This is a genomic window from Nocardia iowensis, from assembly GCF_019222765.1.
GTDB lineage: Bacteria > Actinomycetota > Actinomycetes > Mycobacteriales > Mycobacteriaceae > Nocardia > Nocardia iowensis.
Genome location: NZ_CP078145.1, coordinates 1,674,385 through 1,688,092, shown reverse-complemented (window position 1 = coordinate 1,688,092; position 13,708 = coordinate 1,674,385). Strand labels below are relative to the sequence as shown.

The 13,708-nt window shown below is 67.4% G+C and carries 11 protein-coding genes; 5 read left to right on the top strand and 6 right to left on the bottom strand.

The features are described from left to right. Window positions 1–26: 26 nt before the first annotated feature. Both KV110_RS07605 and KV110_RS07600 read left to right on the top strand, forming a co-directional pair. A complete protein-coding gene (locus KV110_RS07605) occupies window positions 27–1,241 on the top strand; it encodes a L,D-transpeptidase (protein WP_218474617.1) in 1,215 nt (404 codons plus the stop codon). A 93-nt stretch (window positions 1,242–1,334) separates the two neighbouring features. Beyond that, a complete protein-coding gene (locus KV110_RS07600) occupies window positions 1,335–2,726 on the top strand; it encodes a pyridoxal phosphate-dependent decarboxylase family protein (RefSeq protein ID WP_218474616.1) in 1,392 nt (463 codons plus the stop codon). Between the two features lie 3 nt (window positions 2,727–2,729). Here the strand turns inward: KV110_RS07600 and KV110_RS07595 are convergent, their stop codons facing one another. Further along, on the bottom strand, window positions 2,730–3,200 hold the full coding sequence (locus KV110_RS07595) for a winged helix-turn-helix transcriptional regulator (protein WP_218474614.1): 471 nt from the start codon (window positions 3,198–3,200) through the stop codon (window positions 2,730–2,732). Between the two features lie 148 nt (window positions 3,201–3,348). Here KV110_RS07595 and KV110_RS07590 point away from each other — a divergent pair, with 148 nt between their 5' ends. Beyond that, a complete protein-coding gene (locus KV110_RS07590) occupies window positions 3,349–4,599 on the top strand; it encodes a cytochrome P450 (RefSeq protein ID WP_218474612.1) in 1,251 nt (416 codons plus the stop codon). An 18-nt stretch (window positions 4,600–4,617) separates the two neighbouring features. Here the strand turns inward: KV110_RS07590 and KV110_RS07585 are convergent, their stop codons facing one another. Further along, complete coding sequence (locus tag KV110_RS07585; RefSeq protein ID WP_218474611.1) at window positions 4,618–5,271, bottom strand: SDR family NAD(P)-dependent oxidoreductase; 654 nt, start codon at window positions 5,269–5,271, stop codon at window positions 4,618–4,620. Window positions 5,272–5,436: 165 nt separating this feature from the next. On the opposite strand from KV110_RS07585, the gene KV110_RS07580 reads away from it, so the two are divergent. Then, the gene (locus KV110_RS07580; RefSeq protein ID WP_218478254.1) at window positions 5,437–7,002 is read left to right on the top strand and encodes an LCP family protein; all 1,566 of its coding nucleotides are present in this window, start codon (window positions 5,437–5,439) and stop codon (window positions 7,000–7,002) included. A gap of 60 nt (window positions 7,003–7,062) precedes the next feature. Here KV110_RS07580 and KV110_RS07575 read toward each other — a convergent pair whose 3' ends face one another. Beyond that, window positions 7,063–8,724, bottom strand: coding sequence for an FUSC family protein (locus KV110_RS07575; RefSeq protein ID WP_218474610.1), 1,662 nt, complete (start codon window positions 8,722–8,724; stop codon window positions 7,063–7,065). Window positions 8,725–8,831: 107 nt separating this feature from the next. Between KV110_RS07575 and KV110_RS07570 the strand changes: the two genes are divergently transcribed. Beyond that, complete coding sequence (locus KV110_RS07570) at window positions 8,832–10,241, top strand: amidase (protein WP_218474608.1); 1,410 nt, start codon at window positions 8,832–8,834, stop codon at window positions 10,239–10,241. Between the two features lie 143 nt (window positions 10,242–10,384). Here the strand turns inward: KV110_RS07570 and KV110_RS07565 are convergent, their stop codons facing one another. The 3 genes from KV110_RS07565 to KV110_RS07555 all read right to left on the bottom strand — a co-directional run bounded on the left by KV110_RS07565 (window position 10,385) and on the right by KV110_RS07555 (window position 13,687). Beyond that, window positions 10,385–11,749, bottom strand: coding sequence for a cytochrome P450 (locus KV110_RS07565; RefSeq protein WP_218474607.1), 1,365 nt, complete (start codon window positions 11,747–11,749; stop codon window positions 10,385–10,387). 10 nt (window positions 11,750–11,759) lie between these two features. Then, window positions 11,760–12,395: a TetR/AcrR family transcriptional regulator gene (locus tag KV110_RS07560; protein WP_218474605.1), complete on the bottom strand. Its 636-nt coding sequence runs from the start codon at window positions 12,393–12,395 to the stop codon at window positions 11,760–11,762. A 254-nt stretch (window positions 12,396–12,649) separates the two neighbouring features. Further along, window positions 12,650–13,687: a cation diffusion facilitator family transporter gene (locus tag KV110_RS07555; protein WP_218474604.1), complete on the bottom strand. Its 1,038-nt coding sequence runs from the start codon at window positions 13,685–13,687 to the stop codon at window positions 12,650–12,652. Window positions 13,688–13,708 lie beyond the last annotated feature (21 nt).

Sequence of the window (13,708 nt, the reverse complement as noted above, 5' to 3'; positions counted from 1 at the left end):
AGCGCACGGCGAACACAGGAGAAATCATGTCGAGTCGCCGCTTCCGATCCAGCGTTGCCGGGATGGTCATCCTGGTCATCGCCCTGGTGGTTGCCGGTTGTTCAGCGTCGGAGTCGAAGCAGCCGTCCTCGGCCGACCCGCCACCCGCCGCGATCTCCATCACACCGGCCCAGGGCGCGCAGGGCGTCGACCCGGTCGCGCCGGTGCAGGTCAGCGCGGGTGACGGCATGTTGAGCTCGGTGACCATGAGCAACGAGCAGGGCAAGCAGATCGAGGGGATTTTCACACCGGACAAGACGGCGTGGAAACCCACCGAACCGCTCGGCTACGGCCACACCTACACGATCACCGCGGCGGGCCTCACCATCACCGGCCGCAGTGGCCCGGTGACCTCGTCGTTCACCACACTGACGCCGAACAACCAGACCAAGGTCTACTTCGAGACCACCGGTGGTGGGCTGCTCGACGGCGGCACCTTCGGCGTCGGCGCCGTCGTCGCCGCCCACTTCGACGAGGACGTCCCCGACCGGGCATTCGCCGAGAAGCGACTAGCGGTGACCACCACGCCGCCGGTGGAAGGTTCGTGGTACTGGCTCGACAACCGGCACGTGCACTGGCGGCCACGCGAGTACTACACACCGGGCACGAAGGTGACGGTCGCGGCCAATATCTACGCCGTCGATCTCGGCAACGGCCTCTACGGCCAAGAGGACAGCAAGGCGTCGTTCACCATCGGCGCCTCGCACGTCTCCATCGCCGACGACAACACCAAGCAGGTGCAGGTCTTCGAGAACGGCAAGCTGGTCCGCACCATGCCCACCTCGATGGGCATGGGCGGCAGCGAAACCGTCGGCGGCAAGACGATCTCGTTCTGGACCCAGCCCGGTGTCTACACGGTGATGAGCAAGGCCAACCCGGTGATCATGGACTCCTCCACCTTCGGGCTGCCGGTCAACTCCCGGCTGGGCTACAAGGAAACCATCAACTGGGCGACCCGGATCAGTACCGACGGCATCTACCTGCACGAACTGGCGTCCACCATGTGGGCGCAGGGCAACACCAATACCTCGCACGGCTGTCTGAACCTCAGCCCGGAGAACGCGCGATGGTTCTACGACTTCTCGGTCCCCGGCGATGTGGTCGAGGTCCGCAATACCGGCGGTGCGCCGCTGGAGGTGTGGCAGAACGGTGACTGGGGCGTGCCGTGGGATCAGTGGGTGCAGGGCAGCGCGCTGCGGTAAGGGCATTGCGGTAAGGACGGTGCGTCGCGGTAAGGCCAGCACCTTCCGACTGGCTCCCGACAAGCCGGGCAGGCGGCTCGTAGCGTCTGGGGTGTGGACGAAAATCTAGCCAGCGATCTCGCCGAGCTGCCCGCACTGCTGGATGCCGTGCGCGAGTCGGCGACGGAGGTGTTGACCGGCATCGAGACACGGCCGGTCGCCCGGACACCGAAAGAGGTAGGGCCCGAGGAACTTCCGGAACACGGCATCGGGCTGCGCCGGGCCCTCGCACTATTCCGCGAGCGGTGGGAGCCCGCATTCTCGGGCAGTGCGGGCCCGCGCTACTTCGGCTTCGTCACCGGTGGAGCCACCCCGGCCTCCGTCGCGGGCGATTGGCTGACCGCGGCGCTCGACCAGAACGCGATGTCGGGCGAGGATTCGTCGGCGACCGAACTGGAACACCAGACCGTGGGATGGGTCGGACGGCTGTTCGGCTTGGACCAGCACACCGGCGCGTTCGTCAGCGGCGCGACCATGTCCAACTTCGTCGGTCTGGCGATCGCGCGGGAGTGGTTGGGGGAACAGCTCGGCATCTCGGTGGCAGATGCCGGTGTCGGTGCGCTCGGACCGGTGCCCGTGTTGTCGGGGACGCCGCACTCGAGCATCTCGAAGTCATTGTCCATGCTCGGAATCGGCCGGGACAGTGTGCGATTGGTGCCGACGCTGCCCGGCCGGGAAGCCGTCGACGTGGATCGGCTCGCCGAAGCCCTCGATGCGCTCGATGGCAGGCCCGCCATCGTGGTCGCCAACGCGGGGACGGTGAACACCGTCGACTTCGATGATCTGCGCGCGATTGCCGCACTGCGCCAACGCTATCCGTTCTGGCTGCACGTCGACGGTGCGTTCGGCGCGTTCGCGGCGCTGGCGCCGGAGTACGCCGCCCTCGTAGCTGGTCTCGGCGAGGCGGATTCGGTCTGCGTCGATCTGCACAAGTGGCTCAACGTGCCCTACGACGCGGCGGTCCAGTTCAGTCGGCGCCAGGACCTGCAGGTACGCGTCTTCCTCAATGCCGCCGCGTATCTGACGGCCCCCACCGGCACACCGGATTTCGGGCACCTGGTCCCGGAGAACTCACGGCGGCTACGTGCCCTCACCGCGTGGTTCTCGCTGACCGCCTACGGCCGGGACGGGCACCGGGACATAGTGCAGCGCAACATATCCGGCGCGAACCGCCTGGCCGGGCAACTCACCGAGACCGGCCTGCTCCGGCTGGTCGCGCCGGTCCGCCTCAACGTTGTCTGCTTCACCCTCGCCGACCGGGCCACCCCCGAGCGGGTCGACGCGCTGGCCGCCGCGGTCGCCGACAGTGGCGAGACCTTCGTGACACCAACGGTTTACGACGGCGTACCGGCGCTGCGCGCCGCGTTCAGCAACTGGCGCACCACCGACGCCGACGTGAATCGAGCGGCCAAAGCGATCAACGCTGCCGCGCTCGCGCTCTCCTGATCGTCAGATCGCCACGTCGGTGGTGGCGGCCGGGTGGAAGCCGGGACCGGGTCGCGGGTCGACGTCGCGGGGGTCGAGTTCGGCGTGGCAGTGGTCACACACCATGAGCGGTGTGATGGCGTGCCCGCAGGTGCGGTGCTCGAGGATGAGCGGCGGGCCGTCCGGCTCGGCCAGATGGCGATCGCCCCAGGCGGTCATGGCCATGATGATCGGGTAGAGCTCGCGGCCCGCGGCGGTGAGGTGGTAGTCGACCCGCCCGCCGCCCTCGTCGGTGCGGGTGAAGATGCCCGCGTCGATCAGCATGCGCAGCCGGCTGGTGAGCAGATTGCGGTTGGTGATGCCGATATTGCGGGCGAAATCGCTGAACCGGCGCACGCCGAAGAACGCCTCGGCGATGACCAGGATCGTCCACCGGTCACCGAGCAGCTCGACGACACGGGACACCGAATCATCGGCCGGGCGTCGGATGGTCATGGAAACATCCTCGCAGAACGGGTGCGGCCGGACGGAGACCGTAGCCGCGGACGGCTGCGGTACACCCTCAGCTTGGTATTGCATCCCTACCGTCAGTATCGTAATAATACTACCTGTCCGGTTGCCGCTTTCTTCAGGTGGGAGTCCCATGACGACAGCAGAAGAGTCGACCGCCGACTACGTACGCTTGCTCGACCCCGCGGTCCGGCCGAATCCCTACCCGCTCTTCGCCCGGCTGCGGGAGGCCGGACCATTTCGGATCGGCACCGCGCCGGTCGTCGTCGTGACCAGCCACGCCGACTGCACGGCCGTGCTGCGCGACCCTCGGGTGAGCGTGGACCGGTCGCTGGCGAAACTACAGCTCGGCTCGATGCCGATCTATGACGCGGCGAAAACCACAGCGGCGCAGGCCAAGCCGTCGTTCCTATTCCTGGACCCGCCGGACCACACCCGGCTGCGGCGGCTGGTGTCGAAGGCCTTCACCCCGCGCGTGGTGCAGCGGCTGGAGCCGAGGATCACCGAGATAGTCGATGACATCCTCGACAAGCGCTCGGCCGCAGGGACATTCGACGCTGTCACCGAATTCGCCTATCCGCTGCCGGTGACCGTCATCTGCGAACTGCTCGGCGTGCCGCTGGCAGACGAAGCGCAGCTGAGCCATTGGTCGTCGCTGCTGGCCCGCACGCTGGATCCGACGTCGCGGCAGGCGACGGAGTTCCGCGCCGACCCGGCCCAAGTGCAGCGCGCCGGAACCGAACTCAGCACCTATTTCGAGCGGCTGACCGAACACCGCCGCGCCACACCGGGACCGGACCTGCTGTCGGAGCTGATCGCGGCGGAAGACGCCGGGGACATGCTCACCCACGAGGAGCTGATCTCCACCTGCGCGCTACTGCTCGTCGCCGGGCACGAGACAACGGTCAATCTCATCGCGAACGCGACCCTGGCGCTGCTGCGCCGTCCCGACGAACTTGCCGCCCTGCGGGCGAATCCCGAACGGGCACAGGCGATTGTCGAGGAAACGCTGCGCTTCGATCCGCCGGTTCAGCTGATCCCGCGCATCGCCGCCGACGACCTGACGGTGGGCGACATCGACATCCGACGCGGTGACCTGGTGGTGATGCTGATCGCCGCCGCGCAGCGCGACCCCGCCGTGTTCACCGACCCCGACCGCTTCGACCCGTCCCGCGACAACCGCCACCTGGCCTTCGGACTCGGCGCGCACTTCTGTCTCGGCGCTCCGCTCGCCCGGCTGGAGGCACGGGTGGCGCTCACCCGGTTCGCCCACCGCGTCGAAGCGCCGCGGCTGATCACGGATCCGCCGGTCTATCGCGAACACGTGAACCTGCGCGGCCCGGCGCATATGCCGCTGGAGTTCTCGGCGATCCTGCCTCGATAAGTCGGCCGTGGTAGGCAGTTATCCGTTGTAAGACACGTGCGGTGTCCAGTCGTCGAGCGGCCGGATGGCGGCGGCGTGCAGTGCCTCGGCAACCCGTTCCCTGGTGAACGCACCCTCGCCGAGCACCCCGTTGATCTGCACGGCCACGGCCCGAATACTTTTGGGTGCCAACGTGGTATCGAGACTGGTGACCAGATTGCGCACGGCCGCCTTCTGCACGCCGAGCGAGGCCGCCTGATTCCATGGCTTGTCCGCCGCGGCACTTCCGGTGACCAGCACCCGTGCGCCCTCGGTGAAGAACGGCAGCGCCGCCTGCACGGCGGGCAGCAGCGCGGCGGCGCCGATGGTGAAGTCCTCGATCAACTCGGACACCGACAGCTGCAACGGGTCGGACTGCCGGAAGATGCTCGGGTTGAAATGCAGCACATCGATCCGGCCGTGCCGCTCCCCCACCTCCCGGACCACCCGAGTCACCTCGGCCGGGTCGGACAGATCCACTCCGACACCTTCCGCGTCGAACCCCTCACCACGTAACTGTTCGGCCAGCGGCGCGGCCTCCTCCGGCAACCGGCAAGCCAGGGATACCGCGTACCCGTCCCGGGCGAAGAGTCGGGCAACGGCCAAACCGACACCGGGACCGGCGCCGAGCACGAGAAGCACTGGAGCAGACATGCCACGAGCCTAGAGCCGGTGCCGCGCGCGGCCACATATCCGGCGATGATCTGGGTATTACGCGGGCGTGCGTACTCTCGAATGAGTCGGACAAAGAACGAGACGGCGAGGAACGATCCGGTGGAACGAGTGCCGAAGAGAGCGCAGGGCACGGAATCCCCCGCGATGGTCGATGCGGACACTGTCGAGTTCGCGCGGGTCAGCGACCCGCCCGCACGCCCGGCACGCCACCGCCGCGCCGCGCCGAAACCACATCGAGGGCGTCGGGTAGCAAAGAATGCGGTGCGGGCGCTCGTCTCGGTGACCGCGCTCGCGGTGCTGTCCGGCACCGGGTTCGCCTGGTCGGCCAAGATCGACTTCGACCGCGGGTTCAACCGTTCCGACGCCATCGGCGCCGACGCGCCCCGTTCGCTTGGCGGCGACCTCAATATCCTGCTGATCGGCCTGGACACCCGAAAAGATCAGAACGGCAACGATCTACCGAAGGAGATCCTCGACCAGCTGCACGCGGGTGACGGTGACGACGGCGGCTACAACGCCAATTCGCTGATCCTGCTGCACATCCCGGCGGACATGCAGAAGGTCGTCGCGTTCTCCATCCCGCGCGACGACTATGTGGCGGTTTCCGGTATTCCCGGCTACGACCACGTCAAGATCAAGGAAGCGTACGGGCTGAAAAAGGCTGCCGCCGAAGCGAAGCTGATCGCCAATGGCGAGAAGGATCAAATCACCCTGGAACGCGCGGGCCGCGAGGCGGGACGAGCGTCCATTGTGTCCACGGTCCGCAATCTGGTCGGCGTCCCGATCGACCGGTTCGCCGAAGTCTCCCTCGCCGGGTTCTACCACCTGGCCGACGCACTCGGCGGCGTGGACGTGTGCCTCAACAAGGCCGTCGACGACAGCTACTACTCCGGTGCCAAGTTCCCCGCCGGTCCGCAGCACCTCAACGCTTCCGAAGCACTCGCCTTCGTCCGCCAGCGGCATGGTCTGGAGAACGGCGACCTGGACCGGACGCACCGGCAGCAGGCGTATCTCACCTCGGTTGCCAAGTCGCTCAAGGATTCCGGGACGCTGACCGATCTGGGCAAACTGAGCAAATTGATGGATGTGGCGCATCAGGACGTGGTGCTCTCCGACGGGTGGAACCTGCTCGACTTCGCCCGCAACCTCGGTGCCGCCGGATCCATGTCGGTCGAGTTCCGGACGCTGCCGGTGTTGCGCTACGACACGGTGAACGGCCAGGACGTCAACATCATCGATCCGGCAGCCATCAAGAAGGAAGTACGGGCCGCGTTCGGGGTCGAAACGCCGAGCACCGCCCCGGCGCGCACGCCGACCAGCACTGTCGATGTACAGAACGCGGGCAGCTTGACCGGGCAGGCCGCCAAGCTGTCCGCCGCGCTGACCAACCGTGGCTATCGAGAGGGCGCGGTCAGCAACCGGCTCAGCACCACGACCACAACCACGATCACCTACGGCGCCGGTGCCGAAGCGGACGCGGCCCAATTGGCCGAGACCATGGGCGGACTCGCGCCCACCGCGTCGACGCAGGTTGCACCCGGGCACATCCTGGTCACGCTCGGTAGCGATTTCATCATGCCCAGCGAACTGAGCTCGAGTCCTAGCTCGACGACCATTCCGCCCACGCCGACCAGCACCGGCGAGCCCGCCCCTGACTCCGGCAAGCCGCTCACGACGACGATCGGTAGCACGATCCCCTGCGTGAACTAGACGATCGGCAGGCCATCCCTGCGTGAATTGAGCTAGGCGGGACTCGGCTCCCAGCGCTTGCTACCGGCCGTCTGCCGCAGCCGAATGCGGGGTCAGCGCGGCGAATGCCGCATCCCAGCCGTCCGGGTCGGCCAGCAGCGCACCGGGCGGCAGCTCCCAGTACGCGGCGAGCAGGTCGTAGCCGAGATGTGCGGTGGCGGCGTGTGCGGGCCAATGGTCGCTGGTCCACTTCGGGTCCTCGGTGGCCGAGTCCACGCCGCTGCTTGCGACCCCGACCAGTTCGAACTGCAACTGTTGCAGCAGCACCGCTGCGGGGGCCCCGGCCGGCTCGGTGCGCGACAGCTCCAGCAGCGCCCTGGCGACGGCGCAGACCCGGGCTTCGATCCAGCGGAAGGTGCGCCGGTGCGCGTGCGGTGCGACGACGTGCGGGACGAGCACCGCGATACCGACGCCGATCACCGTCTCGATGAAGCGATCCCGAATCAACGGCCCCACCGCGCCGTCCGGGGTCGCACCGACCGCGAGCAGTGCTATCGGCGTGATGAAGATCGCCGCGAGCGCGTAGTTGCGTGGCACGAACAGCTCCATGACGAACAGCAATGCCGCCACCAGCACGATGAGGGCGTAGCCGGTCAGCGCGAGCTGGTGGATGATCCCGAAGAGCAGCAGCCCGACGACCGTGCCGACGAAGCGATGAATGCCCCGCACCTTGCCGCGCACCCGATCGGGACCGATCTGCAACACCATCAGCGCGGTGAACACCGCCCAGTGCGGCCGGTCCTGGCCGAGCAACGCGCTGAGCCCACCGGCGACCAGGCAGGCGACGCCGACGCGGTAGGCGCTGATGGTGGCGTGCGAATCGAAGGACAGCGATCGACGCAGCCGGAAGCCGACGCCGGGGCGGACGAAGGAGATCAGCGGGTCGACGACGAGGTCATTGGTGTCGTCGTAGGCCGGACCCGCGAGCCTGCGCCGGGCCGCGACCAGCGAGTCCATCAGCGCTGAATGCGGAGCTCTGGTCGGCAGACCCGCGTCGTACACCGCGGCCCACGCCTCCGCCACCGCCGCGCCCGCCTGGTGCCGCAGATCGATGGCGGGTCGGCCCGCGGCCCGTGCCGCCAGGTACGCGTCGACGGCGCCGATCGCGGCCTCGACGGCGACCCGCTCCGGCTTGCGCCGATCACGCAGCACACCGGCCATCGACACGATGACCGAAACGCCCGCGCCGAAAGCCGTGCAGGACAACAGCACCGCCGTCGACACGCCCGCCTCGGCGGCCATCATCGAGCCACCGCAGGCAATGACGAAGAGCAGGGCACCCGGCGGACCGAGCCGCAACGCATCGATCACGTAGACGGCGACCATCGCGACCGCCGTGAGCAAGGCCACCGTCAGCAGCGAAGCGCCGAGTCCGCCGGAGAGCCCGTGCCCGAGCAGCGCACCGACGCCGCTGGACGCGAGCAGGGCGATGCCAGCGGTGAGCACCACGATCGCACGCATGCGATACGCCCTGCGCTCCCCGTACATCACCGCGAAGGCGCCGAACAGCACGAACAACGCGTGCTCCGGCTGCCCCGCCGCCACCGTCATCGCGGCCGGGATGGCGAAGGCCACCGCGGACCGCAGGCCGGGACTCCAGCGCCGTCCCGCGGGCGGAAGCGCGAACAGCAGTGAGCCGATCCGCCCCTGCGGCGGCAGCGGATCGGAGACCGACGGGACCATCTACTTCCTTCCGAGTCGTCAAGCGTGCTTGCCGTTCCACCGTATGCGGCCGCCGATCCGTACCGGACAGTCGGTCCGGTCGCTGCCCGTCCGGCTAGATTCGAAGGGTGACCGCTGACGCTCCGCCCACCCGCATCCATTCCTTCGCCGACGACGCGCTCGGCGACCACGACGCCGTCGCGCTGGCCGAGCTGGTGCGCAGCGGGGCACGAAGCCCGCGCGAGCTCGCGGCGGCGGCGGTGGAACGTGCGCGCCGAGTCGAGGAGTTGGCGGCGGTCGCCTACGCGAGTTACGAGGAGCCACTGCTGCCCGCGGAGCGCAGTGGACGGTTCTATGGGGTCCCGACCTTCGTCAAGGACAATGCCGATATCACCGGGATGCCGACCAACCATGGCACCGCGGCGTTCCGGGCCAAGCCCGCGCAGGAGCACGGCGGGTACGCGCGCCAATTCCTCAGTGCCGGAATGACGGTGCTCGGAAAGAGCACGCTGCCGGAGTTCGGGTTCAATGCGACCACCGAGCCGCCGTTCGCGCAAGCCACCCGAAACCCTTGGCACACCGGCTATTCGGTGGGTGGCTCGTCGGGCGGGGCGGCCGCGCTGGTCGCGGCCGGGGTGGTGCCGATCGCGCACGGTAACGACGGCGGCGGATCGATTCGCATTCCGGCGGCCTGTGCCGGGCTGGTCGGGTTGAAGCCCAGCCGGGGGCGGCATATCGATTCGGCGATGGCGCGGAAGCTGCCGATCAATATCGTCAGCGAAGGCGTGCTGACCAGGACGGTGCGCGATACCGCGGCGTATACCGCTGCGGTGGAAGAATATTGGCGCAATCCCGCGCTGCCGCCGATCGGGTTGGTCGAGGGGCCGGGGTCGAAGCGACTGCGCATCGCGCTCCTGCTGGAGAATATCGGCGGTCCGGTGCCTGCCGGTCCGATCCGCGCGGCCGTCGAAAAGGTCGCTGCCACCTTGGAATCCCACGGTCACCGCGTCGAGGCGGTGCCGCTGCCGTTCGATGCGGCACTGGAAACGGCATTTCTGCACTACTGGGGTCTGCTCGCCACGTTCGTCGCCTCGACCGGGAAATTGGCCGACCGCCGTTTCGACACCAGGCGACTCGACGATCTCACCCTCGGGCTGCGCCGACACTTCCTGCGCGGCGCGTGGCGCGCGCCGATGACGCTGTATCGCCTACGCGCCGCGGCCGCCACCTATGAACGCGCCTTAGGCCCGTACGACGCGGTCCTGCTACCCACCCTCGGCCACGAAACCCCCGAACTCGGCTACCTCAGCCCCACAGTGCCATTCGACGAACTCCTCGATCGCCTGCGCGCCTACGTGGCGTTCACACCCATCAACAACATCACCGGCACCCCCTCGATCACCTTCCCAGCCGGTCTGACACCGACCGGACTCCCCATCGGTGTCCAATTCGCAAGCACCCGCGGCAACGAACGCACCCTCCTCGAACTCGCCTACCTCCTCGAAGCCGAACAGCCCTTCCCCCGGTTGGACCGCTAGCCAAGGACCGCGGTCAGGAACCGAACGCGAAGGTAAGTCGTGGGAACGGCGACCTGCGTCCGAAGCGGTTCATGATGTGGATCGCAGCGGTCGACATCCCTGTTGTGCCCGGTGCAACAGTGCAAGTCGGGACTTGCGGGCTGTCAGGTTTTGCTGGTGATGGCGATTCGCGCACCATGGCGTGGGAGCAGCACGGGGCCGCGCCGGACAGGGATGTCCAGATCGGCGCGGGTCGCGACGAACTCGGCGCCGGTGAGTAGGACACCGAGGATCGTGCGCAGCTCCGCCTGAGCGAACGCGGCCCCGAGGCAACGTTTGGCGCCGCCGCCGAAGGGGATCCAGGCGAAGGTGTTGGGAGTGGTGTGCAGGAATCGTTCGGGCTGGAACCGGTGTGGCTCGGGGTAGGTTTCGGCACGGTGGTTGACCGCGCGGATATAGGCAATGACCCAGGTGTCGGGCGGCAGTAGGTATTCGCCCAGATGGAATGGTTGCGCGGTGACGCGTGCGGTGCCAACGACGACCGGACGTAGGCGCAGCGTTTCCTGAATCGCCGCATCGGTGTAGGTGGTGTCGCCGCTGATCGCGTCTTGGCGCAGTTGTTCCGCCAGGTGCGGGTCATGGACGAGGTGGTCGAAGATCCAGGCCAATGTGGTTGCGGTGGTTTCGTGCCCGGCCAGCAACAGCGTGATCAGATCGTCCCGGAGTTCCCGGTCGGAAAGATATTGCCCGTCGGCGGTCGTGGCGGCCATGAGCAGCGCCAGGATGTCGGTGCGTTCGCGGTTGGGTTCGGCGCGCCGACGGTCGATGAGGGTTTGGAGTACGGCGTGCACGTCGGCGGTGGCTCGGTTGAGCCCACGCCAATGCCGAATGGTTCCGGCCCGCCTGGTCACGTACCGGAATACGATCTGTTCACTGACTGCGTGGGCGAGTAGTCGTTCCAGTTTCGGCGCGACATCGGCGAGTTCGTCGGAGTCATCGATGCCGAATACGACCCGCATGATCACTTCCAACGTGAGTTCCCGCGCGGCGTCGAGCATGGAGAAGGGTCGGCCGACAGGCCATCGATGGAGTGCCCGCTCCGTGACCTCCCGGATGGTGTCCTGGTAGCCGCTCAGCACGTTGCCGTGGAAGCCCGGCGTCAACAACTTGCGGCGGCGCAGGTGCTCGGGTTCCTCCTGCACAAACATCGAGCCGGACCCGTAGATCGCGGCAGAGGGGGAAACTCCTTTGCCACCGAGCAACACGTCGGGTCTGGCGGTGAACACTTGCTTGATCAGGGCGGGATCGCTGATCACGACCGCGTGGAGTCCGGTGCGCGGCACACCTACGGTGAAAATCTCGCCATAACGCGCGATCAGTTCGTCGCCCACGATCTCGCCGCGGCGCAGGTAGTCGAGGAGCCGACGGGCCACGAGCGGTAGATCACGTATGCCGCGGCTGCCGGGGCCGGGCGGTAGTTGGTAGCCGGAGTAGTTGTGCTGGTTGGGCTTCGGAGCAAGTTCCACCATCTCGGATTCCTCAGTCTCGGCCCGCGAAGCGGACGATGAAGTCGAGCACGACTGTTCGGTAGGCTCGACGGACTTGCTCATCGCCAGGATGCTTGGCCAGCGTCAACAGCCCCGCCGCGCCGAGCCCGACGGTGGCCCGCGCGGCGGAGTCGATGTCGATGTCGGGTCGGAAGTAGCCACCTTCGATGCCGGTTCGGTAGTAATCGGCAACCAGTTCCTCGAGCCCGTCGGTGACCGCCAGCAGCGTCGACCCGATCGCCGGATCGACTGATGGCGCCTGTATCAGCAGCAGCTGAACGGTTTCGGCCTCGTCGTCCAGTAACGCGAACACCTGGTCCAGAATGTTGCCGGCCCGCTGGCGGTACTCGGCCAACGAGCCGATCGCCTGTGGTGCGTTCACTCCCGTGAAATGCGAGAGCAACCGGTCCAGCTTGGATTGCAGAATCGCTTCCAGCACTTCACGTTTGCCTTCGAAGTGGCGATAGAACGTGCCCTGTCCAGCGCCCAGCTTGCCGACGATATCGGCGATACGGGTCTCGTGATAGCCCTTCTCTACGAACACCTCCGCCGCTGCCGCGATCAATTGCGCTCGAGTCTCCGCTTTGCGGCGTTCGGCCAACGTCATCGGCCGCTGCTCTGCCTCCATCTCGCCAGCGTGACACGGAGGGACTGATCCGTCAATAGCGGACTGTGAAGTCCGCCAAGTGCCATCAACGGCGTAATCTCAGCGTCCTCGTCGGCTCTAACCGAGTTCGACCGCACAGGGCTTTCGTATGTCGCACAGAGGGTCTGCGCCGTGTGACGGGTGTGATCGCTCTGTGAGAGGCGCATCATCGGCGCGGCCGGGCACGGCGGGCCAGGACCGCCCTGGGCCGGAGACGGAGCGCCAGCGGCCGCTAGCTAATTCTGGGTGTAACCGAGTCCGGCGGAGGGTCCGGGACGTTCGCGGTGCACCGGTCCGTGCGCATCGTCGCAGTGTTCCTCGAGCACCGGCAGGAGGCGGTTGGCGTTCGGGCTTGTAGCCGCGGAAACCAGCTGGGAATGGTCGACTTGCAATGTGGTGTGGGTGATTTCGTAGTCGTGGTCGAGGAGGCGTTCGATTTGCTGGCGTAGTCCGTGGCAGTCGGCGCCGGATTGGACGAGGACGTGGGCGGAGAGGGCGACGTTGCCGGAGGTGATCTGCCAGACGTGCAGATCGTGCACTTCGTCGACGCCGGGGATCTCGACGAGACGACGGCCGAGGGCGTCCGGGTCCACGCCGGCCGGTGCGGCTTCGAGGAAGATGCGGCCCGATTCGCGGACCAGGCCGAGACCGGCCTTCACCATCAGCGCGACGACGACGAGCGTGGCGATCGCGTCGGCGCGGGCGAAACCGGTGAGCAGCACGACGACGCCGGCGACGGCGGTCGCGATGAAGCCGTACAGGTCGTTGAGCACGTGTTGGAACGCGCCCTCCACGTTGAGGCTGGAGCGGTTCGCCTTGCTGATCGCCCATGCCGCGGCGACATTCACCACGATGCCGACGAGCGCGGTGACGACGACCAGCCCGCCGGTCACCTCCGGCGGGTCGAGCAGCCGTCGAATGGCCTCGTAGGTCAACCAGCCCGCGAGAACCAGCAGCGTGATGCCGTTCGCCTGCGCGGAAAGGATCTCGGCACGCTTGAAACCGTAGGTGTATTTGCCGCGGGCGGGACGGGCGGCAATGCGAATCGCGGTGAGCGCGAGCACGATCGACGCCGCGTCGGTCAGCATGTGCGCCGCATCCGAGAGCAGGGCAAGCGAATTCGCCAGCAGGCCGATCACGACTTCGATCATCATGAAACCGGTGATCAGCGAGAGCGCGACCGTCAGCCAGCGGCGATCGGCATCGACGGACACACCGTGGGAGTGCGCCTGGCCGTTCCCATGGCCGTGTCCGTGCTCGTGTTCGTGTCCCATTAGCCGCCCGCTTTCGTCACC